This window comes from Streptomyces sp. NPDC028305, from assembly GCF_055569495.1.
This window is the reverse complement of record NZ_JBVHTN010000007.1, coordinates 877,209-902,040: the sequence shown is the minus strand read 5'-3', so window position 1 is coordinate 902,040 and position 24,832 is coordinate 877,209. Positions and strand designations below refer to the sequence as shown.

Annotated in this window: 12 protein-coding genes; all 12 read left to right on the top strand. The window is 71.9% G+C overall.

Annotation, left to right across the window (positions count from 1 at the left end; translation table 11 throughout):
• The first annotated feature begins 133 nt into the window (after positions 1-133).
• The 12 genes from ACZ4WQ_RS33395 to ACZ4WQ_RS33340 all read left to right on the top strand — a co-directional run bounded on the left by ACZ4WQ_RS33395 (position 134) and on the right by ACZ4WQ_RS33340 (position 24,709).
• On the top strand, positions 134-10,321 hold the full coding sequence (locus ACZ4WQ_RS33395; RefSeq protein WP_398373644.1) for an SDR family NAD(P)-dependent oxidoreductase: 10,188 nt from the start codon (positions 134-136) through the stop codon (positions 10,319-10,321).
• Positions 10,322-10,389: 68 nt separating this feature from the next.
• The gene (locus tag ACZ4WQ_RS33390; protein WP_398373643.1) at positions 10,390-11,727 is read left to right on the top strand and encodes a cytochrome P450; all 1,338 of its coding nucleotides are present in this window, start codon (positions 10,390-10,392) and stop codon (positions 11,725-11,727) included.
• 4 nt (positions 11,728-11,731) lie between these two features.
• The gene (locus ACZ4WQ_RS33385) at positions 11,732-13,102 is read left to right on the top strand and encodes a cytochrome P450 (RefSeq protein ID WP_398373642.1); all 1,371 of its coding nucleotides are present in this window, start codon (positions 11,732-11,734) and stop codon (positions 13,100-13,102) included.
• A gap of 101 nt (positions 13,103-13,203) precedes the next feature.
• Positions 13,204-15,693, top strand: coding sequence for a SpoIIE family protein phosphatase (locus ACZ4WQ_RS33380; protein ID WP_398373641.1), 2,490 nt, complete (start codon positions 13,204-13,206; stop codon positions 15,691-15,693).
• Between the two features lie 264 nt (positions 15,694-15,957).
• On the top strand, positions 15,958-17,445 hold the full coding sequence (locus ACZ4WQ_RS33375; RefSeq protein WP_361185639.1) for an aldehyde dehydrogenase: 1,488 nt from the start codon (positions 15,958-15,960) through the stop codon (positions 17,443-17,445).
• A gap of 77 nt (positions 17,446-17,522) precedes the next feature.
• Complete coding sequence (locus ACZ4WQ_RS33370; RefSeq protein ID WP_398373640.1) at positions 17,523-18,926, top strand: MFS transporter; 1,404 nt, start codon at positions 17,523-17,525, stop codon at positions 18,924-18,926.
• Positions 18,923-20,113, top strand: coding sequence for an FAD binding domain-containing protein (locus ACZ4WQ_RS33365; protein ID WP_385346008.1), 1,191 nt, complete (start codon positions 18,923-18,925; stop codon positions 20,111-20,113). The genes ACZ4WQ_RS33370 and ACZ4WQ_RS33365 overlap by 4 nt, the downstream gene beginning before the upstream one ends.
• Positions 20,114-20,160: 47 nt before the next feature.
• On the top strand, positions 20,161-20,631 hold the full coding sequence (locus ACZ4WQ_RS33360) for a hypothetical protein (protein ID WP_398373639.1): 471 nt from the start codon (positions 20,161-20,163) through the stop codon (positions 20,629-20,631).
• Complete coding sequence (locus ACZ4WQ_RS33355) at positions 20,628-21,602, top strand: amidohydrolase family protein (RefSeq protein WP_385346004.1); 975 nt, start codon at positions 20,628-20,630, stop codon at positions 21,600-21,602. Before ACZ4WQ_RS33360 ends, ACZ4WQ_RS33355 begins: the two co-directional genes overlap by 4 nt.
• Positions 21,603-21,642: 40 nt before the next feature.
• Complete coding sequence (locus ACZ4WQ_RS33350; protein ID WP_385346002.1) at positions 21,643-23,004, top strand: MFS transporter; 1,362 nt, start codon at positions 21,643-21,645, stop codon at positions 23,002-23,004.
• Positions 23,005-23,017: 13 nt separating this feature from the next.
• On the top strand, positions 23,018-23,722 hold the full coding sequence (locus ACZ4WQ_RS33345; RefSeq protein ID WP_398373638.1) for a VOC family protein: 705 nt from the start codon (positions 23,018-23,020) through the stop codon (positions 23,720-23,722).
• Positions 23,723-23,863: 141 nt separating this feature from the next.
• Positions 23,864-24,709 carry an SAM-dependent methyltransferase gene (locus ACZ4WQ_RS33340; protein ID WP_398373637.1) on the top strand — a complete coding sequence of 282 codons (846 nt, stop codon included), beginning with the start codon at positions 23,864-23,866 and terminating at the stop codon, positions 24,707-24,709.
• Positions 24,710-24,832 lie beyond the last annotated feature (123 nt).

Genomic DNA, 24,832 nt, shown 5'->3' with positions numbered 1-24,832 from the left:
CGCCGCGCTCCGACGGCCTCGCGGGCAGCGCCCGGCCTTCCCGGCCAGGGGCGGTTAGGGGGTTCTACGGCGCCGTGGGCCTCCTTAAGGTCCCAGTGCCCGCTCACCTCGTCCTCGCCTCCCAGGGAGTTCTATGACCGGCGGACATCCCGGCAGCCAGGAAGGCGAGCCGATCGCGATCGTGGGGTACGCGTGCCGACTGCCGAAGTCGCCCGATCCCGAGAGCTTCTGGCGACTGCTCCGCGACGGCGAGGACGCCGTCACATGGCTGCCGTGCGATCGTCGGACCCTCTTCGCGGAACCCGGAGAACAGCAGTCGAGGGCTCCCCGCCGGGGTGCCTTCCTTCACGGCATCGACCACTTCGACTCATCCTTCTTCGGAATGGCCCCGCAGGACGCCGCGGCCATGGATCCTCAGCGGCGCCTGGCGCTGGAGCTGGGCTGGGAGGCCCTGGAAGACGCCGGGGTGGTGATCGACCGCGTCAAGAACGGCGAGACCGGAGTGTTCCTCGGCGCGGCGCGCGAGGACTACGCCGACGTACTGCGCGCGCAGGGCGTGGAACCGCCTTCCGAGACGGTTCGTGACACCATCGCCGACACGGTCGCCGCCTTCCTCGGCACCACCGGCCCGAGCCTCGCGGTCGACGCCGCCCAGGTGTCCGCGCTCGCCGCCGTCCACGCGGCCGGGGAGAGTCTGCGCCGGGGGGAGTGCGTGCTCGCCCTCGCCGGTGGCGTGCGGCTGCGCATCGGGTGGGATGAAGACCGGCCCGGCCACCTGACGGAGGAAGCTCCGGTCCCTGGCGAGGGTGGCTGCCTGTTCGCCCTGAAACGGCTCTCCCTTGCCCTCGCCGACGGCGACCGGGTCCGGTGCGTGATCCTGGGCGGAGCGGTCCACAACGGCCGCGGCGAGGAGCCGGCCATCCCGCAAGGTGTCACACAGGCCCAGGTGTTGCGGGACGCGTGTGCGCGAGCCGGTGTCGCTCCCGGCCGCGTCTCCTATCTCGCGGTCGACGGCGGCGGAGCCTCGGCCGAGGACGGCATCGGGGCGGCCACGCGGGCGCTGCTCCAATCCGGCAGGGCGCACGGCTCCGGGGCGGCGACGGATTCGGCCGATACCGGCATCGGTCGGCTGGGCAGCGTCGCGGGGGTGGCGGGACTTCTCAAGAGTGTGCTGTCGATCGAACACCGTTGCCTGCCGCCTGACCCCGGTGACATCCGCCGCATGCCGCGCCCGTGGCCCGGGGCGGAGGGCGTGCCGCTGTTGGCCGGTGTGCTGGCGTCCGGGGCGGATGGCACGCACTGCCACCTCGTACTCGGCGAAGCCCCGCCGGCCACCCCCGACACGCCCGCCGCCCCGGCCCGGTCCCGGCGGGCGACAGGGCGCGGCGGCGCTCGGCCGGCCACGCTCGTCCCCTGGGTGCTGTCCGGCCGGACCCCCGCCGCGCTGCGGGCGCAGGCGCGGCGGCTGCTCGACCATGTGGCAGGGCGCCCACAGCCGGCGCCGGAGGATGTCGGGTACTCGCTGGCGACTACCCGGGCGTCCTTCGAACACCGGGCGGTGGTCCTCGGCGCCGGTGCTGAGGACCTCATGGACGGCCTGGAGGCGGTGGCCGCGGGGCGGGACGACCCGCGCCTCGTCATGGGCCGGACGGTCCCCGACACCGGGCCGGTGTTCGTCTTCCCCGGTCAGGGCCCGCAGTGGCCGGGGATGGCGCGGGAGCTGCTGCGGACTTCCGCGGTTTTCCGGGAGGGCGTGGAGGCCTGCGCCGCGGCGTTCGAGCCGTTCCTCGACTGGTCGTTGCTCAGCTTGCTGAGCCGCGAGGAGCCCGACGCGGCTGCCTGGAATCGGGCTGACGTGGTGCAACCCGCCCTGTTCACCACGATGATGTCGCTGGTCGGCCTCTGGCGTTCCCACGGCGTCGAACCGGCCGCCGTGGTCGGGCACTGTGTCGGCGAGGTCGTGGCCGCCTGTGCCGCCGGCGGGCTGTCGCCGGCGGACGGGGCTCGTGTCGTGGCGCTGTGGAGCAGGGCCCAGGCGAGGCTCTCCGGGCGCGGGGCGATGGCCTCGGTGCTGCTGCCCGAGGAACAGGTGCGCTCACAGCTACGATCCTGGGGGGAGCGCTTGGCCGTCGCCGCGGTCAACGGGCCCAATTCCACGGTGGTTTCCGGTGACGGCGACGCCGTCCGCCAGTTCGTGACGGAGGTCTCCGCCCTGGGGGTTCGCGCCCGCCCGGTCGCGATCGATCTCGCCACGCACTCCCCGCAGACGGACGAGCTGATGGACGAGATCCGGAGTGCGTTGGCGCCCATCAGGCCCCGGTCGTCGCCCATCCCCTTCTATTCCACGGTCGTCGGCAGTCGATTGGACACCAAGGAGCTGGATGCCGACTACTGGTGCCGGAATCTGCGCCGGACCGTCCGCTTCGAGCAGGCGGCCCGGCTGGCGCTCAGCCACGGGCACCGGCTGTTCGTCGAGCTGAGCCCGCATCCGGCGCTGGCCATGGGGTTGCGGGACACCTTCGAGGATGCCGCTCCAGAGGCCGTGGTCGTGGGCACGCTGCGCCGCGGCCGGGGCGGCATGGAGCAGTTTCTCCACTCCCTGGCGCGCGCTCACGTCCACGGTGTCCAGGTGGACTGGGCGCCGGTGTTCTCCGCGCCCGGCGTCCGGCGGGTGGACCTGCCCACGTACGCGTTCCAGCGGCAGCCCTGCCGACCGCGAACCCCCGGCGACGTGTCCGCCGCGACCGGCTCACCTCGCCCGGCGGGCCGGTTCTCCGGTCTGCCCGAAGCGGAGCGGCGCCGCCGCCTGCTGGCGCTCGTACGAAGCCAGGTGGCCGAGGTGTTGCGGCTGCCCGGAGCCGGCGCGGTGGATCCGGAGCGCAGTTTCGAGGAGATCGGCCTCGACTCCGCGGCCGCGCTCGAGCTGCGCGACGGCCTCGGTTCCGCCACCGGATTGCGGCTGCCGGCCATCGTGGCCTTCAACCACCCCACCGCGGGGGCACTGGCCGGCCATCTGGGCGCCCTGCTGGGCGACACGCAACCCTCGGCCGGCCCGCCGCCGGTGAGGGGCCAGGCCGATTCCGCCGGTGAGCCGATCGCGATCGTCGGGATGGCCTGCCGGTTCGCGGGGGATGTGCGCTCTCCCGAAGACCTCTGGCAACTGGTCGCCTCCGGCAGCGAGATCACGCCGGGCTTCCCCGACGACCGGGGATGGGATCTGGACGCCCTCTACGACCCGGATCCGGACCGGGCGGGCACCACATACGCGCGCGGTGGCAGGTTCCTGGCCGACGCCGCGGACTTCGACGCGGGCTTCTTCAGAATCAGTCCGCGCGAGGCCCTGGCGATGGATCCGCATCAGCGGCTGATGCTGGAGGCCTCCTGGGAGGTGTTCGAACGGGCCGGGATCGACCCGGCCACCCTGCGCGGCAGCCGGACCGCCGTGTTCGCCGGAGCGTACGACCAGGGCTATGTGCCGAGACCGTACCGGGCGCCGGAGGAGGTTGAGGGGTATCTGCTGACCGGTGGCATGGGCGGTGTCGTCTCGGGACGGATCGCGTACGCCTTCGGTCTGCGGGGCCCGGCGGTCACCGTGGACACGGCGTGCTCGTCGTCGCTGGTGGCCGTGCACCTGGCCGGCCGGGCGCTGCGCTCGGGCGAGTGCGGACTGGCGCTGGCCGGCGGGGTCTCGGTCGTCGCGGATCCCGGGCTCCTCGTGGAGTTCTCCCGGCAGAAAGCCCTGTCTGCGGACGGGCGGTGCAAGGCGTACTCCTCCGACGGGGACGGCTTCGGCATCGCCGAGGGGGTGGGCGTACTGCTCCTCGAGCGGCTGTCGGACGCGCGGCGCGCCGGACATCCGGTGCTCGCGGTGATCCGGGGCAGTGCGATCAACCAGGACGGCGCGAGCAATGGGCTGACGGCGCCGAACGGGCTGGCCCAGGAGCAGGTGATCCACGCGGCCCTCGCGGACGCCCGTCTGTGCGCCGCGGACGTCGACGCCGTCGAGGGGCACGGCACGGGCACCGGGCTCGGTGATCCGATCGAGGCGCATGCGCTGCTGGGCACCTATGGTCGGGGACGCCCGGCGGAACGGCCGCTGTGGCTGGGGTCGCTGAAGTCCAACATCGGGCACACCCAGGCCGCGGCCGGAGTCGCCGGCGTGATCAAGACGGTGCTGGCGCTGCGGCACCGGACGCTCCCGGCCACGCTGCACGCGACGGAGCCCTCGCCGCATGTGGACTGGGCGGACGGCGCCGTCCGGCTGGTGACCGAGGCGACGCCCTGGCCCCGCGGCGGAGGGCCGGGGCGGGCCGGGGTCTCCTCGTTCGGCATCAGCGGCACCAACGCCCATCTGATCCTGGAAGAAGCCCCCGAACAGGAACGAGATCCCGCCGCCGAGGACAGTGGCGCGGAGCACCCCTCCACGGTGCTGCCCGTCGTGCCGTGGGCGTTGTCGGCCAGAAGCACTCGGGCGCTGCGGGACCAGGCGCGCAGGCTGCGGAGTTTTGTGGCGGACGAACGGGGCGCCGGGCCACTCGACGTCGGGTATGCCCTGGCCACCACCCGATCGATGCTCGAGCACCGTGCGGTGGTTCTCGCCGCGGACCACGACGGTTTCCTGCGCGGTCTGGAAGCGCTGGCGCACGGGGAACCGGCGCCGGAGGTCGTCGAAGGCCGGGGGCCGGCCCCTGCCGTAGCCGCCCCCGCCGTGGTCTTCGTCTTCCCCGGCCAGGGTGTGCAGTGGGCGGGAATGGCCACCGAACTGCTGGCTTCGTCGGCGGTGTTCGCCGAGCGGATGGCGGCGTGTGCCGAGGCCCTGGCCCCGTACGTCGGCTGGTCGCTGCCCGAGGTGCTGCGCGGGGCGGCGGGCGCGCCACCACTGGACCGCGTCGATGTGATCCAGCCCGTGCTGTTCTCGGTCAATGTCTCCCTTGCCGCGCTGTGGCGGTCCTGCGGCGTAGAGCCGGACGCGGTCGTCGGCCACTCCCAGGGGGAGATCGCCGCGGCGCATGTCGCGGGTGCCCTGTCCCTGGAGGACGCGGCGCGGGTGGTGGCTCTGCGCAGCCGGGCGGTCGGCGCCCTGGCCGGTCGTGGGGGCATGGTGTCGGTGCCCCGGCCGGCCGAGGAGGTCACCGCGTCCCCGCAGTGGGAGGACTTGAAGGACCGGTTGGCGGTGGCGGCGGTCAACGGCCCCGGTACCACCGTGGTCTCCGGTGACGCCGAGGCCGTGGCGGAACTGATGGCCGCGTACCAGGCCGAGGGGGTGGACGCCCGGCGGATCGCCGTGGATTACGCCTCGCACTGCCCGCAGGTCGAGGCCGTCGAGCACCGTCTGGTCGACGCGCTCTGCGGCATCGCCCCGCGCCCCGCCCGGATTCCCTTCTACTCCGCCGTAGCGGCCGGCCCGATCGCCACCGCCGAGCTCACCGCGGAGTACTGGTACCGCAATCTGCGGCACACCGTACGTTTCCAGCAGGCCGCCGAGGCCCTGGCGACGGCGGGTCACCGGGTGTTCGTCGAGGTCAGCCCCCACCCGGCGCTGGCGGCGGGACTACAGGAAACCCTGGATCGCAGCGGTGTCGACGACGCTGTCGTGGTGGGGTCGCTGCGCCGTGGCCAGGGCGGGATGCCGCGCTTCCTGACGTCGCTGGCGCAGGTCCACACGGCCGGTGTCGGAGTGGACTGGCCGAAGGTCTTCGCCACGGCGCTGGCGGGCCGGCCGGCGCCCAGGAGGGTGGAGCTGCCGACTTACGCCTTCCAGCGGGAGCGCTACTGGCTGGAGCCGCCCGCCCCGCCCGGGGACACGGCGGCCTTGGGCGTGGACGCGGCCGATCACCCTCTGCTGGGCGCCGTCGTCGAACTGGCCGACGGCCGCGAGACGGTGTTCACCAGCCGGATCTCACTGCGGACGCATCCCTGGCTGGCCGACCACGCGGTGGCCGGTGTGGTGCTGCTGCCGGGCACGGCACTTGTCGAGCTGGCGCTCCGGGCCGGGGATCAGGTCGGCTGTGACCGGGTGGAGGAGCTGGCCCTGGAGACCCCCGTCGCCATCCCGGAAGGTGGCTCGGTGGTGGTGCGGCTCCAGGTCAAGGCTCCCGACGCGGCCGGGCGGCGGGCGCTGGCCGTGTACGCCCGGATCGACGACGGCTCGGCCGCCGCACCCGCGCGCGGAGAGTGGACCCCGCACGCCACCGGTGTGCTGGCCGAGTCGGACACCGAGGCCGGCCCGGCCTCGGTGCGGGCGGTGTGCGACGCAGACGGAATGTGGCCGCCGACCGGAGCGGTCCCGATCGGCCTCGATGACGTCTACGAACGGCTGGCCGCTCTCGGCTACCAGTACGGACCCGAGTTCCAAGGGCTGCGGGCGGCTTGGCGGCACGGCGGGGACATCGTGGCCGAGGTGTGCCTTCCGGGCGCGCAGGCCGCCGAGTCCGACCGGTTCGCGGTGCATCCCGCCCTGTGGGACGCCGCCTTGCACCCGCTCGCGCTCGGCCTGGCGGAGGGGCGGGAGACGCGGCGGATCCGGCTGCCGTTCGTCTGGAGCGGGCTGACCCTGCACTCCCGCGGTGCCTCGGCGCTGCGTGTGCGGCTGTCGCCACTGCGGCCGGACGAGGTCGCCATGGCCGTGACCGACGACCGCGGCCGGCCGGTGGCCACCGTACGGTCGCTGGTGCTGCGCCCGGTCTCCGACGAGCAGCTCCAGGCCGCCCGCACCGGCCGGGCCGCCGGGATCTTTCAGCTGGAGTGGAACCCAGCCGTGGTCCCCGAGACATCCGCCTCGGCCGGGGGCCGCTGGGCGGTCCTGGGCCCGGACCCGCTCGGTGTCGCCGAGGCTCTGGGCGACGCCGGTAGCCCGGTGGACGGGTACACGGATCCGGCCCGGCTGGGTGAGGCCGTCGCCACGGGCGCTCCGCTCCCGGACACGGTGATCGTCCCCGTCCTGGCGGACGGAGCGCAGGCCTTCCTCGCCGATGGCGCACCCGGGCCGGGGACCTGGACGGACCGCGGTGCGGCCGGGGCGGTGCACACCGCGGTGTACCGGGTCCTGGATCTGCTGCGGTCCTGGCTTGCCGAGGAGCGGTTCACCGCCGTCCGGCTGGTGGTGCTCACGCGCGGCGCCGTCGCGGTGGCTCCCGGAGAGGGAGTACGGGACCTGGCACACGCTCCGGTCTGGGGGTTGGTTCGCTCGGCGCAGGCGGAACACCCCGGCCGGTTCATGCTCGCCGATGTCGACGGGCAGGCCGCTTCGCTCGCTGCGCTCCCGTCTGCACTGACCATCGGGGAGCCGCGGATCGCCGTACGGGCCGGCGCCGTCCACCTTCCGGCTCTGGCCCGCGCGGGCCGCGACGACGCCCTGCCGTCTCCGGCCCGGGCACGGTCCTGGCGGCTGGAGCTGCCTCCCGCGGGCACGGTGGGGAGCCTGGCCCTGCGGCCGTGCTCCACGGCGGTGGCCCCGCTGGAGCCGGGGCAGGTGCGGATCGCCGTACGGGCCGCCGGCCTGAACTTCCGCGACGTCGCCGTCGCGCATGGTCTGGTGACCGGTCAGGAAGGCCTGGGCCTCGAAGGTGCCGGGGTCGTCACCGAGGTGGGGCCGCGGGTCCGCGGACTTGCCGTGGGCGACCGGGTCATGGGCGTCTTCACCAGGGCTTTCGGCCCGGTGGCGATCGCCGATCGGCGGCTGCTCGCCCGTATCCCGGCCGGCTGGTCGTTCGCCCGGGCCGCGTCGGTCCCGGTCGTGTTCCTCACCGCCTACCACGCGCTCGTCGACCTCGCGGAGCTGCGGCCGGGCGAATCCCTGCTGGTGCACGCCGCGGCCGGCGGGGTGGGCATGGCCGCCGTACAACTCGCCCGCCACCTCGGCGCGGAGGTGTTCGCCACCGCCGCGCCCGGCAAATGGGACGTCCTGCGGTCCATGGGAATCGGCGACGGCCGGATCGCCTCCTCCCGCACCGTGGACTTCGAACAGCGGATCATGGCCGCCACGCAGGAGCGCGGCGTGGACGTGGTCCTGAACTGCCTGACGCGGGAGTTCGTGGACGCGTCGCTGCGCCTGCTGCCACGCGGCGGCCACTTCCTCGAGATGGGCAAGACGGACGTCCGCGATCCCCGTGACGTGGCGGCGGGCCACCGTGGCATCGCGTACCGGGCCTTCGACCTGCTGACGGTCGCGCCCGAGCGGATCGAGCGGATGCTGACCGAACTGCTGGCCCTGTTCGAGCGCGGTGTGCTCCGTCCGCTGCCGGTCACCGCCTGGGACGTGCGGCAGGCCCCGGAAGCGTTCCGGTTCCTCGGCCGGGGCCGGCACGTGGGCAAGAATGTGCTCACCGTGCCTCGCCCGCTCGACCCCGACGGGACGGTGCTCATCACCGGCGGCACAGGGGTGCTGGGCGGGCTGGTGGCCCGGCACCTGGTGGCGGCTCACGCGGTACGGCGCCTGATCCTGGCCGGCCGGCGGGGCGTCGGGGCCGAGGGCGTGGCCCGACTCGCCGCGGATCTGGAGGAGTCGGGCGCCGAGGTGTCGGTGGTGGCATGTGACGCGGCCGACCGTGACGCGCTCGACCGCCTCCTCGCCACCGTCCCGGACCGGCATCCGCTGACGGCCGTCATCCACGCGGCCGGTGTCCTGGACGACGGCGTGCTCACCTCGCTCACCCCCGAACGGTGCGAAGCCGTTCTGCGAGCCAAGGTGGATGCCGCACTGAACCTTCACGCGCTCACCCAGGACGCCGATCTGGCGGCCTTCGTCCTGTTCTCCTCGACCGCGGGCGTACTGGGCCATCCCGGCCAGAGCAACTACGCGGCAGCCAACGCGTTCCTCGACGCCCTCGCCGAACACCGCCGCGGGCAGGGGCTCCCCGCCGTCTCGCTGGCCTGGGGCCTGTGGGCCCAGAGCACCGGCATGACCGGTCGCATGAGCGACACCGACCGAGCCCGCATGGCGCGCGAGGGCGTGACCCCCATGACCGTGCAGGAGGGCTTGTCCCTGTTCGACACCGGACGGGCCTCGCACCGCCCCTGCCTCATCGCCGCCCGGCTGAACACCCCGGCGCTCATCGCCCCGGCCGCGGCAGGGCCACGACGGCCGTCGCACGGCTCGGCACACGGCCGCGCCGGCCGGAACGCGGATGCCCCGGCGGGGACCCGTGACCGTCTGTTCCGGCTTCCTCCGGAGGGGCAGGACCAGGCTCTTCTGGAACTGGTCCAAACCCACGCCGCCACCGTCCTCGGCCACACCGGGACCGGCACGATCGAGGCGAAGCGCGAATTCCGCGCCATGGGGTTCGACTCCCTGACGGTGATCGAGCTGCGTAACCGGCTGGTACACGCGACCGGTTGCCGACTGCCCGCCACGGTCGTCTTCGACCACCCCACGCCCATGGCCCTGGCACAGGATCTGCTGACGCGGCTGACGGCGGGGAAGCCTGGTGCCGCGAGCGGTGTCGCCAAGGACAGCGGAGGGGGCGGGGCGGCATCTGTTGAGGACACACCCGACACCGTCGCTTCGATGTTCCTCGATTCCTGCACGTCCGGCCGGGCCGGCGCCGGCATCGAACTGATCAAAGCCGCCTCCCGGCTCCGTCCCACCTTCGACCGCCCCGGTGGCGAATGCCTGCTGCCGGAGGCCACTCGGCTCGCGCGGGGTGACAAACAGCCTCTCCTGGTGTGCTTTCCCACGATCGCGGGCCCGCCCGATCACCGCCATTACGCCGGCTTCGCCTCGGCTCTGGAGAACAGCCACGACGTATGGCATGTGCCGCTGCCGGGTTTCGCCGCGGGCGAGCGCCTTCCCGCGACCGTGGACGCGGTCGCCGAGTTGCTTTCCGACACCGCGCGGAAATGCGCCGACGGGGCTCCGTTCGCGCTCGTCGGACAGTGCGCGGGGGGCTGGTTCGCGCATGAGGTGGCCCACCGTCTGGAGAGCCTCGGGATGGCCCCGGCGGGTGTGGTGCTCATGGACACCTACCCGCCCGACGACTCGGCCCTGGTCTTCGAGACGGCGATGAACAACGGTATGTGGGAACGGGTGCGGTCCCTGGTCCGGGTGGACCACGCGATGGTCAGCGCGATGGGCGGATATCTTCGGGTCTTCGCCGACTGGACACCGGCCGAGATCGCCACCCCGACCCTCCTGCTGCGCGCGCGGGATCCCTTTCCCGGAAGGACGGGAGAGCCGCTGGAGGGCTTCGACGTCCGCCCCTCCTGGACACTTCCGCACACCGTCGTCGATGTGCCGGGCAATCACCTCAACATGCTGGCCGACCACGCCGGTTCAACGGCCCGGTGCGTCCATGCGTGGCTCATGACGGTGGGCGGGGGCTGAGCCGCGGGTTTCCGGCCGGATGACCACTCCGCGCCCGACTCCGAGAACAGAAAGAGCAGAGAACGACCATGTCGAAGACCTTCACCTCCGGCCTCGCGCCCGGAGCGCTTCCTCTGCTGGGCCACGCGCGACAGCTGCGGCGGCGCCCCCTTCGTTTCCTGGAGTCGCTGCCGGGCATCGGCGACCTGGTCGAGATCAGACTCGGCCGCGAGCGGGTCTATGTGCCCTGCCACCCCGAGCTGGTGCGACAGGTCCTGACGGACGACCGCACCTTCGACCGTGGCGGCGCGCTTCAGGATCAGTTCTTCGAACTCTTCGGAGAGTGCGTGGCCACGGCCACGCACCACGGTCATCGCAGACAACGCCGCCTCATCCAGCCCGCGTTCCACCACGACCGGCTCGATGGGTACGCCCCGGTGGTGGAGGCCGACGCCGCGGCACTGCCGGACTCATGGCGCGAGGGGCAGACCTTCGACCTCTTTCCCGTGCTGTACACCTTCACCCTGCGATCCGTGATCGGCATGTTGTTCTCCGACCGGGTGGACGAAGCGACGAAGGACGAGGTGCACCGCCTGTTCCTCGCGATGACCGGCGGAGTCGCACCGCGCCATGGGGTGGCACGGCTGATCAGGCGGCCCGGCCCGGCTGAAGGACGCCGGCGATGGGCCGCCCATCAGCTCCGCGGCACCGTGGACCGAATCGTCGCGGACTATCGGCGGGCCGGTGAAACAGGGAAGGACATGCTGTCGGCGCTGCTCGCCGCCCGGGACGAGGACGGTGAGCGGCTGGACGACACCGAGGTCCGCAACCAGGCCATCATCATGCTGGCGGCCGGCAGTCACAGCCCGGCCACCGTGCTGACCTCCGTCTTCTATCTGCTGGCCGAGCACCGGGCGGCCGAGCACCGGCTCCACCGCGAAGTCGACGCCGTGCTGGGCGGGCGCCCGGCTCGCTGGACGGACCTTCCCGACCTGGCCTTCACCGGCCGAGTGATCACCGAGACACTGCGCCTGTACGCGCCCGCGTGGACTATCTTCCGCAAGACCACCAGGGAAGTCCGGCTGGCCGGACGGGACCTGCCGGCCGGAGCCACCGTTCTCGTCGTCCCCCTCATCCCGCACCGCCGCGACGACCTCTTCGAACACCCCAGGGCCTTCGATCCCGACCGCTGGCGCCCGGAGTGCGATTCGGCCGCCCAGCGCGGCGCCTTCAAGGCGTTCGGCGGTGGCGCGCGCAAGTGCGTCGGAGACGTCCTCGGCATGGCCCAGCTCAAGCTCGTCGTGGCCACGATCGCGAGCCGGTGGCGCCTGGAGTGCCTCCCCGACGCGCGCGTCCGCCCCCACGCGGGGGCGGTCGCCCCGCCCCCGCGCTACCTTCCGGTACGGCTGGTCGAGCGGCGGCGGTGACGTCATGACCGACAACAGCCGACACCGGCCGAGTTCGGAACCGCCGGTCGTGGATTTCTCGGTGGCGTCCGCGCGGGGCGGGGTTCCGCTGCTGGGACATGCCGCGCAACTGCTGTTCAAGCCGCTGGACTTCTTGGCTTCCCTTCCGGACCAAGGGGACCTGGTGAAGATCAGGATGGGGCCGTGGCCGGTCCATGTGGTCTGCCACCCCGAACTCGTCCACCGCCTCCTGGCCTCCGACCGATGCTTCGACAAGGGCGGGCCTCTGTACGACAGGCTGCGCGACCTGATCGGCGACGGTCTCGCCTCGTGTCCGTACGCCATCCACCGCCGTCGGCGCAGGCTGGTGCAGCCGGCGTTCCATCACACCCGGCTCCCTCTGTACGCCACGGTGATGACCCAGCAGATCGAGGAGACGACGCGGTCCTGGGCCGACGGTCAGATCCTGGATCTGCGCAACGAGTTGACGGGGCTCGCCACCAGAGTGCTGAGCAGGACGATCTTCACCGCGGACTTCAGCGGCCCGGCGATCGCGGCGCTCATCCCCTACGCCGAGCTGATCACCTCCAAGCTGAGCTGGCGGCTCCTGTGGGACGCGGCGCTCAAGGGGGTACCGACCCCCGGCAAGCGCCACTTCGCCCGCACCACCGAAGAACTCCGTTCCGCCGTGTACACCATGGCCCGGCGATACCGTGCCAGTGACACCGACCACGGCGATCTGATGTCCATGCTGCTGTCCGCACGCGACGACGACGGCAGCGGGCTCACCGACGCGGAGATCTTCGCCGAGGTCGTGACGATGGTTCTCGCCGGCACCGGTACCGTCCCCAACACCCTCAGCTGGGCATTCCACAACCTGGCGCAACACCCCGACATCGAAAAACGCCTCCACTCCGAGGTGGACGAGGTGCTCGGCGGCCGATGCGCCACCTGGGACGATCTGCCTGCCCTGCCCCTGACCGGGAGGATCTTCACGGAGGCGATGCGCCACTTCCCGTCGGATTGGCTCGTCACCCGGGTGGCCACGGAGGACACCGAAGTCGCCGGGCTCCGTCTGGCCGCCGGGAGCGTCGTCGCCTACTCGGGTCAGGTCGTCCACCGACGCCCCGACGTCTATCCGCAGCCGGATCTCTTCCTCCCCGACCGATGGCTGGACACTGGCCGGAAGCCTCCCCGGGGCGCGTTCCTCTCCTTCGGTGGCGGGGCACGCAAATGCATCGGCGACAAGTTCGGCACGATCGAGGGCGTTCTCGCCCTCTCCACCATCGCGGCACGCTGGCGTCTGGAGCCGGCCCGACCCGGCCGGGCCCGCTCCATCTCACCGTCCAGGAGATCGGCACCACCCCCGGCCATGCGCCTGGTCGCCCGCGGATGACGCCGGTCCGTGCCCGCGGCACGCCCCCTTGCCGCCATATATTGCAAAAATAAGAACTATCGAGAACAACTACCTCCCTCGCTCCCGGCGGAGGTGAGCGAATGTCCAAGCGGGCCCGCGTGGACGCGGCCGCTGCCAGACTGCGCGTGATCACCACAGCGGGCGACCATCTGACCGGCACCGACCTGCTGGGCTTCACCCTCGACCACGCGGTGACCGAGTCCGGTGGCCTTGGCGGCATGGTCCATCTACGCGACCCCGGCGGCCGTGGGCTGCTGCTGGCGGCAGTGCACGGGCTGCTCCGCACGGCCGCCCGGCAGTGGAGGGAGATCGACGAGACGGGCCCCACCGCCCCGGCCCGCGCCGTGGCCCGCGGGGTGCCGGTCTGGGAGCCCTCCCGCGCCGTCGAGGAACGCACCGGTGTGGCGCTGCCCGGTGGCGGTGGGCTGCTGGCCGTTCCCCTGATCGCTCCCGAGGGGACGGCGGGCGCACTGTCCGTGCTGACGGCCACCGCCGAGGGGCTCACGCCGCGGCAGCGCGCGGCCGTCGAAGCGCTCGCCGCGTGGCTCGCGCCGCGTGGCGGCGGACTGACCCCCGCCGCGCCGGACTCGGTGAGCCGGGCGCTGTGGCACATGGGCGACGCGTTTTTCGCGTTGGACAGGGCGTGGCGCATCACGTTCGTCAACGCGGAGGCGGAGCGGCTGCTGGGCGCCTCGCGCTCGCTGCTCGGCCGCACCCTGTGGGACGCCTTCGCGGATCTGCGCGTCGATCTCGCCGAGCCGGGCCTCCAGACCCGCTGCCGACAGGCCGTCGACAGCGGCGTCCCGGCCAACTTCAAGATGCGCTGGCCCACCAACCAGCGCTGGTACCAGATGCGGCTGGTCCCGGTGCCGGACGGGCTGACGGTCTACGCCGCCGACGTCACCGAAAGCCAGGTCCGGGAGGCGGAACGCGCCGCGGCCGAACGGTCCGCGGCCGCGCGCACCGCCCGGATCACCGAGCTGACCACCGCCCTCGCACAGGCCCTGACCATGCGCGATGTGGTGGCGGCCATCGCGGAGCGGCTGCTGCCGCCGTTCGGCGCCTCGGGTCTGGTCATCCAGCTCATCGAGGGCCAGGCGATACGCATCGCCGGGGCCGTCGGATACCCCCAGGCGTTTCTCGACCGGCTCGACGGATCCCCCGTCGCCGCCATTTCCCCGGTCGCGGAGGTGTACCACAGCGGGAAACCCGCGTTCATCGGCTCGGTCGAGGAGTACATCGCCCGCTATCCCCTGATGTCCCGGCTCCCCGCCGCGGCCGGCAAGGCCTCCTGGGCCTTTCTGCCACTGATCGTCTCCGGCCGCTGCATCGGCTGCTGCGTCATCTCCTTCGCCGAGCGGCGCCACCTCAACGGAGAGGAACGGGGTCTGCTCACCACGCTCAGCGGGCTGCTGGGACAGGCCATCGAGCGCGCCCGGCTGTACGACACCGAGCACAACCGCGCCAAGGAGCTCCAGCGGGGACTGCTGCCGCGGGCGCTCCCCTCACTGCGCTCCGTGGAGACCGCCGCGCGCTATCTGCCCGCCAGTGAGGGCATCGACGTCGGCGGCGACTGGTACGACGTGATCCCCCTGTCCGGGGCCCGGGTGGCGCTGGTCATCGGGGATGTGATGGGGCACGGCCTGCCGGAGGCGGCCACCATGGGGCGGCTGCGCACCGCCGTGCACACGCTGGCCGATCTGGAGTTCCCGCCCGCCGAACTGCTCACCCGCCTCAACGACCTCGTCAGCGACCTCGGGGAGAGCTTCTACGCCACCTGCCTGTATGCCGTGTACGACCCCGCGCCCGCCACCTGCACCTTCGCCTGCGCCGGACATCCGCCACCGGCCGTCGTGCCCCCGGGACAGCCCGTGCGGTTTCCGGACTACTCCCCCGACCCACCGCTGGGCGCCGCCCGGCCACCGTTCGAGACCAGCGAGATCAGCCTCCCGGAGGGGAGCCTGCTGGTGCTGTACACCGACGGTCTGGTGGAGGCCGGCACCCGCGATATCGACCACGGGATGAGCCATCTGGCGAGGGCGCTGTCCGGAGCGGTGTCCAGGTCCGGCCTCGGGCCGGGCGGACAGAACGAATCGCTGGAGCATCTGTGCGACGACGTGCTCGCCGAGCTGCTGCCGGACAAACAGCTCACGGACGACGACGCCGCGCTGCTGATCGCCCGCACCCATGCGATCACCTCCGAGGACATCACGACCTGGCTGCTGCCCGAGGGGCCGATCGCCGCGCGCGAGGCCCGCGACCACGTCCGGGACCAGCTGGCCCGCTGGGATCTCGACGCGCTCACCACAATCGCCGAGCTGCTGGTCAGTGAGCTGGTCGGAAACGCCATCCGGCATGCGAAGGGGCCCATCGGGCTGCGTCTGCTGCGGAGCGAGAAGCTGATCTGCGAGGTCTCCGACGCCAGTCTGACCACCCCCCGGATCCGCCACGCCTCGGACACCGACGAGGGCGGGCGCGGACTCCAGCTGGTGGCCGCCCTCTCCCAGCGCTGGGGCACCCGCTACACCTCCGCCGGGAAATGCATCTGGACCGAGCAGCAGATGCCCTGATCGCGGGGTTCACCGGGGCTCCGGGGGCCGCATGGCGGGGGAATGTTTCAGCCGACATAGAAATGCGCTGACTATGTCCGACCGAACATAGAAATGCGTTTTGCCTCGGCCAATACTCGATCGCAGTTCGGTGAACAGCAGCACCGGCCCCGGTTACGCACCCCTACTCCGCGCGTCGCGCGGCTGCCCTGCCATGCCCGCCGCACCGGACGAACCAGCAGTCCCGCTTCGTTCGAAGCCCGCACCTCGAAGGAGACGAGCAGCTTGCTCTCCCATACCTCTGCCTCGACGCCGAGCGCCGCCGCTCCCCGGCGCGACCGAGCCATCGTCAACCCGGCCACCGGCCAGGTGATCCGCACCGTCGCGGACAACACGGCGGCGGAGGTGGACGAGGCGGTGAGGGCGGCCAAGGCCGCCTTCGAGTCCGGCCCGTGGCCACGCCTGCCGCGCAGCGAACGAGCCAGGCACCTGCTGCGGTGCGCCGACGCGATCGAGGCGAACAGCGAGGTGTTGTTCCAGACGGAGACGCGGAACAACGGCCGTCCCATCAGCGAGACCAGGGCCCAGCTCTCGCGTGTTCCGGAGTGGTTCCGCTACAACGCGGGGCTGCTGGCCGCCCAGCGGGACGCGGTGCTGCCGGGAGACGGCCCGTACCTCACCTACCAGCGTCGTTCACCGCTCGGCGTGTGCGGCATCATCACCCCGTTCAACCACCCGCTCCTGATTCTGGCCCGCAGTCTGTCCGCTGCGCTGGCCACCGGGAACACGGTGGTGGTCAAGCCCTCCGAGCTGACTCCGCTGACCACGCTCGCGCTGGTCGACATCCTGCGGGACGCCGGGCTGCCGGAGGGGGTCGTCACCGTGGTGACCGGCGGGCGGGAGGTGGGTGAGCGGCTGACCGGGCATCCGGACATCGCCAAGATCACCCTGACCGGGGGGACCGAGGCGGGACGAGCGGCCGCGGTGGCCACCGCGGCCCGGTTCGCCCGCGTCACGGCCGAGCTCGGCGGCAAGACCCCGATCGTCGTCTTCGACGACATCGATCCGCGGGTGGCCGCCGAGGGAGCGGCGTTCGCGGCCTTTGTGGCGGCCGGGCAGTCCTGTGTCGCCGGCTCGCGTTTCCTGGTCCAGCGGGGCATCTACGACGCGTTCGTCGAGGCGCTCAGCGCCCGGGCCGCCGCGATCCGGATCGGGGATCCCGCGCAGCCGGGTACCCAGCTCGGCCCGCTGATCAGCGAGGTCCAGCGCGAGAAGGTGCTGCGGCTGATCGCCACCGGTGTCGAGGAAGGCGTCCGCGTCACCGCCGGCGGGGGTGTTCCCGAGCTGCCCGCCGAGCTCGCCGGCGGCTACTACCTGCGGCCCACCGTCCTGGCTGACGCCACCATGTCGATGACCGTCGCGAAGGAGGAGATCTTCGGCCCCGTCGCGGTCGTCGTGCCCTTCGACGACGAGGACGAGGCGGTCGCGATGGCCAACGACAACCGGTTCGGTCTCGGCGCCGGCGTCTGGACCCGGGACATCGCGCGCGGCCACCGGGTCGCGGACCGGGTCGTCGCCGGAATGGTGTGGGTGAACGACCACCACCGGCTGGAGCCGTCCCTTCCGTGGGGTGGGGTCAAGGAGTCCGGCACCGGCCGGGACGCCGGCCAGGAGTCCTTCGACGACTTCACCTGGGTCAAGACCGTTGTGGTGCGCACCGCCGCCGACGACGTCGACTGGTACGGGAGCGCCGAGCCCGGCCGCCTCAACTGACCACCGCGCACATGGCCTCACCCCCCACTGGTTCTGACACACCACCTCTTCCGCCACGTACAGCGAAGGACCCGCACATGTCGAAATCAGTGACCGACGGCAGCCCCGACCAGGGCCGGCGTACGGAGATCACCCGGATGCAATGGCTCGTCCTGCTGGGGACGACGCTGGGCTGGGCCCTGGACGGCTTCTCCGGAAGCCTCTACGCCCTGGTCCTCGGCCCGGCCATGACCGAGTTGCTCCCGAACAGCGGCATCCAGGCCGACGCGAGCGGGATCGGGCTGTACGGCGGACTGACGGTGGCCCTGTTCCTCACCGGCTGGGCGGTCGGCGGGATCCTGTTCGGCGTTCTGGCCGACTACTTCGGACGGGTCCGGGTGCTGTCCGTCGGCGTGGTCACCTACGCGGTGTTCACCGCGCTGGCGGCGTTGACCGACACCTGGTGGCAGCTCGGCGTGCTGCGGTTCATCGCCGGGCTCGGCTCGGGTGTCGAGGCGCCCGTGGGGGCCGCGCTGGTGGCCGAGGTGTGGAACAACCGCTACCGGGCGCGCGCCTGCGGTGTGATGATGTCCGGCTACGCCGCCGGGTTCTTCATCGCCGCGCTCGCGTACGAGCTGCTCGGCGACCACGGCTGGCGTCCCATGCTGGGCATCGCCGTGGTCCCCGCCCTCCTGGTCTGGTTCATCCGCCGGTACGTCCCCGACCCCCCGGAGATCAAGGATGTCATCGCGGCCCGCAGGACACGGAAGGCTCAGGGCCACACCGCCCCGGAGGACCGGTTCGTGCTGCGCCGGCTGCTCGCCCCGCCCTTCCTGAGCCGGACACTCGTCGGCACGGCGCTGGCCACCGGCTCGCTGGTTTCCTTCTGGAGCGTGTCGACCTGGTACCCCCAGATCATCCGTCAAATCGCCGTCGCCGACGAACTGTCCCCGGGGACCGCCAACAGCCATGTCGCGGTCGCGTCGATGCTGTTCAACGCGGGCGGCGTCGTCGGCTACGCCTCATGGGGGTTCCTCGCCGACGCGGTCGGACGGCGCAAGGCGTTCGCCGTCAGCTTCGCGGTGTCCACCCTGGGCGTCGCCTACCTCTTCCCCTTCCAGCACGGCTACGGCGAGTTCCTGGCCGCCCTTCCCGTCGTCGGATTCGGCCTGTTCGGGGCGTTGTCCGGGACGTTCGTCTATGGCCCCGAGCTCTTCCCGCCCAGTGTGCGGGCAACCGGTATGGCGCTGTGCAACAGCGTCGGCCGCCTGATCACCGCGGCGGGCCCGCTCGTGGCCGGGGTCATCGCGACCTCCTGGTTCGGCGGGGATCTGGGGCTGGCCACCACCTGTGTCGCGGCGGTCGGCCTGATATCGGCCGTGGGGCTGGTCTACGCGCCCGAGACCCGCGGGGCGGACCTGCCACGCGACCCCGTCCACCCCGGTCCGGAGCAGGCGCAGGCGCCTGCCGGACCGGCCACAGTCAAGGAGATGCATTCATGAACGCCTACGACGGCGCCACCGCGGCGGTCATCGGCGGGTCGATCGGCGGGCTGACCACCGCGCTGCTGCTGCGCGACCTCGGCTTCTCGGTCGATGTCTTCGAGCGGACCCCCAACGCCCTCGACGGCCGCGGCAGTGGCATCGTGCTCCAGCCGGACACCCTGCGCTGGTTCACCGAGCGCAGCGAGCAGCACCCCGAGGACCTGAGCACCAGCACCGACTGGGTTCAGTACCTGGACACCGACAACTCGGTCGTCCACCGCGAGCGGACGCGGTGGAGCTATACGTCCTGGGGCACGTTCTACCGGGCCCTGCTCGGCGACTTCGGGACGGACCACTACCACCTGGGCGAGTTCGCCTGTGGCTTCGACCAGGACGAACGCCGGGTCACCGTCCGCTTTGTGAGCGGCCGCGAGGTGTCCGCGGACCTGGTGGTCTTCGCCGACGGGATCACCTCGGTGGGCCGCGAGCGCCTCGATCCGGCCGCGGCTCTGCGGTACTCGGGCTACATCGGATGGCGCGGCACGGTGCCGGAGCGGGAGCTGTCCGAGGACACTCGTGAGCTGCTGCGGAACTCCATCAGCTACACCGTGGTGCCGCACTCGCACATCACGCTCTACCCGATCCCCGGCGACGGCGGGACCGGCCCGCAGGACCGGCTCATGAACTACGTCTGGTACAGAAATGTGCCCGAGGGCCCGGACCTGTCCGAGCTGCGGATCGACAAGCGGGGCATCCCCGGCACGGTGTCGGTGCATCCGGACCAGGTCCAGGACCGTTACGTCGACGAGATGCGGCAGGCCGCGCGCCGGATGCTGTCCCCCGCGGCGGCCGAGGTGGTGACGTCGACGGCCACTCCGTACGTCCAGGTCGTCACCGATGTACGCGCGTCCCGGATGGCCGAGGGCCGGGTGGCCCTGATCGGGGACGCGGCCTGCGCCGCGCGACCGCACGCGGCGGCGGGCACCGCGAAGGCGGCGGCCGACGCCTGGGCGCTGAGCGCCGCGCTCGAAAAGGCGGCGGGTGACATCGGCGCCGCCCTGCGCGCCTGGGAGCCGGCCCAGCTGGAACTCAGCGCCCGACTGCTCGACCGGGTGGTCGCCATGGGGAATCGGTCCCAGTTCGCCAACACCTGGACACCCGGCGACCCCAGCCTGCGGTTCGGCCTCTACGGCCCCGGGCTCTGACACCACCCGACGTACACCGAGACCCCCTGATGAAAGACGGAGGAACGATGACCGACAACCGTTTTCTCACCGACCTGCCCCTGGCGGGCAAGCTCGTCGCCACCGGGTTCGACGGATGGTCACCGGCCCTGCGGGACGAGTTCGAGACCCACTCCCACGACGGCCGGGTCGGCTCCCGGCTGCTGAGCGAGACAGCACGGGTGCGCGTGTGGGAGATCCGGCTCGCCCCCGGCGAGCGCTGGCACGCCCACCGGCATGTCCTCGACTACTTCTGGACCGCGGTGAACGCGGGAAGCAGCCGCCAGCACACCCACGACGGAACCGTCCGTGAGGTCTCCTACTCCGCCGGGGAGACCCGCCACTTCACCTTCGGCCCGGGCGAATACCTGCTGCACGACATCGAGAACATCGGCGAGGGCGAGCTGGTTTTCACCACCGTCGAACACCTCGACAGCGCCAACCCGCCCCTGGACATCCACGGCGACGGCTCGGACCGGCGGCAGGAGGGCCAGGCATGATCAGCGCTCCGCTCGCCGATGGAGTGATCGACGTCCACTCCCACTGGCTGCCCGCCGAACTGTTCGACCTTCCCCCGGGCGCCCCGTACGGGCCGATGCGGGACCGCGACGGCGAGCTCTGTCTCGGGGACATCCCGCTGTCCATCCCGACGCGGGCGATGAGCGACATACCCGCGATCCTCGCGGACATGCGCGCCGCGGGCGTGGGCGTGCGGGTCCTGTCCGCGCCGCCGTTCGCCTTCCCGGTCCAGGGCACGGCCGGGGCGGCCTCATATGTGGCGGCGTTCAACGACGCCCTCTCCGCCGTGGTCTCCGAGGCCGGCGGCAGGCTGGTGGGGCTCGGGCTGGTCAGCCTCGACGACCCCGAGCGGGCCCGCGCCCAGCTCGAGCGGCTGGCGCGGACCGACGGCATGGCCGGAGTCGCGATACCGCCCCTGCTCGGCGGCCGGTCCCTGGACCAGGACCCGCTGCGCCGCATCCTGACCGACGCCGAGGACCTCGGCCTCGCCGTGCTCGTCCACCCGATGCAGCTGCCACGGCCCGAGTGGACGGACCACTACCTGTCCAACCTCATCGGCAACCCGGTCGAGAGCGCCACCGCTGTCGCCTCACTGATCCTGGGGGGCGTCAAGGAGCGGCTGCCACGGCTGAGGATCTGCTTCGTCCACGGCGGGGGATGCGCGCCGGGGCTGCTCGGCCGCTGGACGCACGGCTGGCACACCCGGGCCGATGTGCGTCGCCACTCGACCCGGCCGCCGGACGAGGTGTTCGGCGAGCTCTTCTTCGACACCGTCACCCACGATCCCGAGCTCCTGCGGCTGTTGACCGCGCACGCCTCCAAGGCCGGGGTCGTCTGCGGCAGCGACTATCCCTTCGACATGGCCCAGCGGGACCCGGTCCGCTTCGCCACCACCCACGGACCGGACGCCGGAGCACTCATCTCCAACGCCCGTGCGTTCCTCGGACTGTGACGGCGCCTCGACACACCTGCGCAACCGAAAGAGATCCACAGTGAAAGACTCCTCCGTGATCGAGCGCCAGGCCGTCAGAAAGGCCGCCAAGCGGCTGGCCCCGCTGATCCTCCTCCTGTACACAGCGGGCTATCTGGACCGGGTCAACCTCGGAACCGCCGCGCTCACGATGAACTCGGACCTCGGCATCAGCTCCGCCTCCTTCGGCTTCGCCACCGGGATCTTCTCCGCGGGCTACATCGCCCTCCAGATCCCCAGCAATCTGGCGCTCAACAGGCTGGGCCCGCGGCGCTGGCTCGGTCTCCTCACGATGTCCTGGGGGATCGTCGCCATGCTGACGAGCCTGGTCCAGGGCGAGACGGGCCTGATCGTCGTCCGGATCGTCCTGGGCGCCGTCGAGGCGGGGATGCTCCCCGGAATGTTCATGTACCTGACGATCTGGTTTCCGCCGCGGATGCGCGGACGGATCACCGCGCTGGTGTGTCTGCCGTTCTACGCGATTCTCGGCACCCCGCTGTCCGCGTTCATCATGCAGTACGCCGACGGCCTGGCCGACCTGGCCGGATGGCGGTGGATGTTCCTTCTGGAGGGAGCCCCCACGGTCGTCATCGGCCTGGTGCTGCTGAAGTTCCTCACCGACTCCCCCGCGACCGCGACCTGGCTGTCGGAGGAGGAGCGGGCAGCCCTGCTCCGGGTCACCTCGGCGGAGAAGTCCACGGAGAAGCCGAAGATCCGCGCGCGTGACATCCTCCACCATGTCCGCGACGCGCGCCTGGTCACCCTCGCCCTGGGCGTCAGCCTCCTGTGGGTCGGCTTCGTCGCCATCACCTCGTTCCTGCCGCTGATCGTCGCGGGCTTCGCCGAGCACGCCGGCTCGAAGCTGAGCCTGATCCAGACGGGGCTGCTGTCGGGCTTCGTCTACGTCCCGGCGACACTCGTCGCCCTGGTGTGGGTCTCCAGCTCGGACCGGCGCAACGAGCGGGTGTGGCACGTGGCCTCGGGGGCGCTGCTGGCGGCGGTCGGCACCGTGGTGGCCGTCACCACCTCCGGTCTGTGGCCGACCCTGCTCGGCACGATCCTGCTCACCTCCGGCATCTACGCCGCCCTCTTCCTGATCTGGCAGATTCCGGTCGCGCACCTGTCGGGCCCGGTCGCCATGTCGGTCGGCATCGCCCTGACCACGATGCTCGGCAACGTCGGCAGCTTCATGGCGCCGTACATCGTGGGCTGGCTGCGCGACGCGACCGGAAACTTCGACACTGGCCTGTACTTCATCGCGGTGTCGCTCATCGCCTGCGCGGTCGTCACCGTGGCCGGCAACCGCATCCGGCCGAGGCCCTCGGACCACGGCCGGTCCACCGCCACCCACCACGACGGCGCCGAAGAGATCGCCGCTCACTGATCACCCATCGAGGATGGACACCATGCTTCACATCGACCATATCTCCCTCGGCGCCCGCAACATCTACGAGGGAACCGAACGACTCTGCGAGGAGACCGGGTTCGGACAGTACGAGGGCGGCTGGTTCCCCCATCTCGGCATCGCCAACCGCATCGTGCCGCTGGGCCCGGCCCAGTACATCGAGGTGGAGAGCGTCATCGACGCGTACTCCCCGCAGACCAACCCCAACGCCCGCTGGTTCTACGACCAGATAGAAGGCGGGGACGTCTTCATCGGCTGGTGTCTGCGCGTCGACACCCGCGACGAATTGCTGCAGATGGCGATCCACTTCGGCACCGACGTCATCGACAAGCCCCTGCGCAAGCGGACGGACGGCATCCAGCGCAACGCGATCCGCGTCCCCGAGACGATCCCCTGCTGGCAGCGGGGGCTGCCCAATGTCTTCCTCATCGAGGACCTCGCCGACCACCCGGCCGCACTGCCGCGGTCCGAGGAGAAGACCACTCCCCGGGGCATCACCTGGATGGAGGTCGGCGGCACCGAGGAGGACATGCGCTCCTGGCTGGGCGACGGCGCCGCCGACCTTCCGCTGAAGTACAACGGCGAGCGTCCCGGTCTGTACGCCGTGGCCGTCGCCACGGACCGGGGCGAGGTGGTCATCCGCCGCACGGCCGTCACCCGGACCGGGGTGCCGCGCGACGGAGCCGCATCTCGATGACATCGAACCCGTACCGGCGGCGGGGCTGAACAACTGGAGTCACTAGGGGGGTCTCCGGCCGCTCCGGAATCCCTAGGGTGGTCGCGTCACGGCGGCAGCGGCCGCCCGCACGGGCGCCCCTGACCTGGAGGGATTCGCACCATGACCACCGCATCGCAGGAAATTTCCCCCGACCATGTGGCGGACTACTACAACCGCCTCACCGACCTGTTCGGTGAGGCGGCGGGTGGAAACCTCCACTTCGGCTACTGGCCGCACCCGCACGACGGGAGCCCGCTCGGGGTCGCCGCCGACCGGCTGACCGACCATCTCATCGGCAAGCTCGGCGACATCGCCGGCCGCCGGGTCCTGGACGTCGGCTGCGGCTCCGGCAAGCCGGCCGTACGGCTGGCGCTCAGCGCGCCCGTCGAGGTCGTCGGCGTCACCGTCAGCCCCGTGCAGGTCGAGCGGGCGACGGCGCTCGCCGAGCGGGAAGGGGTCGCCGACCGGGTGCGTTTCGTCTGCGCCGACGCCATGACACTGCCGTTCCCCGACGCCTCGTTCGATGCTGTGTGGGCGCTGGAGTGCATGTTCCACATGCCGAGCCCGGCGCAGGTGCTGGGGGAGATCGCGCGGGTGCTCCGCCCCGGCGGGCGGCTCGCCGTCATGGACGTCGTGCTGCGGGAGCCGGTCGCGGCGCGGGATCACGACGCCGTCCAGCGCGGCCGTTCGATGTTCGCGGTCCCGGCCCATATCGAACTGGCGGAGTACCCCCGGCTGATCCTCGGCGCGGGCCTGCGCCTGGAGGAGCTGGCCGACCTGGGAGACGACATCGTCCGCCCGTCCATGGAAGCCCTGGGCCATGCCGTCTCCGCCAAGCCCGCGGACTTCGCGGCGGCGTTCGGCGTCGAAGCCGAGCGGTTCGACACGGTCGTGGCGGAGTGGGCACAGATCACCGCGGCGATGGAACTCGGCTATGCGATCCTGACCGCCAAGCGCCCCGAGTGAGCGCGTACAAGCGCATTCCAACGCGCGAGGGTTGACGCACACCGCGAGCGGGTCGTCGGGATGCTACGGTGCGAACTCCGCGCGATCTTTTGAATTCACGCCCGGCCACCGCAACAGGCGTCG

Excerpts from the sequence above, each read along its gene's own strand:
- ACZ4WQ_RS33395 (WP_398373644.1), top strand. The coding sequence starts at position 134 with ATGACCGGCGGACATCCCGGCAGCCAGGAAGGCGAGCCGATCGCGATC.
- ACZ4WQ_RS33390 (WP_398373643.1), top strand. The coding sequence starts at position 10,390 with ATGTCGAAGACCTTCACCTCCGGCCTCGCGCCCGGAGCGCTTCCTCTG.
- ACZ4WQ_RS33385 (WP_398373642.1), top strand. The coding sequence starts at position 11,732 with ATGACCGACAACAGCCGACACCGGCCGAGTTCGGAACCGCCGGTCGTG.
- ACZ4WQ_RS33380 (WP_398373641.1), top strand. The coding sequence starts at position 13,204 with ATGTCCAAGCGGGCCCGCGTGGACGCGGCCGCTGCCAGACTGCGCGTG.
- ACZ4WQ_RS33370 (WP_398373640.1), top strand. The coding sequence starts at position 17,523 with ATGTCGAAATCAGTGACCGACGGCAGCCCCGACCAGGGCCGGCGTACG.
- ACZ4WQ_RS33365 (WP_385346008.1), top strand. The coding sequence starts at position 18,923 with ATGAACGCCTACGACGGCGCCACCGCGGCGGTCATCGGCGGGTCGATC.
- ACZ4WQ_RS33360 (WP_398373639.1), top strand. The coding sequence starts at position 20,161 with ATGACCGACAACCGTTTTCTCACCGACCTGCCCCTGGCGGGCAAGCTC.
- ACZ4WQ_RS33355 (WP_385346004.1), top strand. The coding sequence starts at position 20,628 with ATGATCAGCGCTCCGCTCGCCGATGGAGTGATCGACGTCCACTCCCAC.
- ACZ4WQ_RS33345 (WP_398373638.1), top strand. The coding sequence starts at position 23,018 with ATGGACACCATGCTTCACATCGACCATATCTCCCTCGGCGCCCGCAAC.
- ACZ4WQ_RS33340 (WP_398373637.1), top strand. The coding sequence starts at position 23,864 with ATGACCACCGCATCGCAGGAAATTTCCCCCGACCATGTGGCGGACTAC.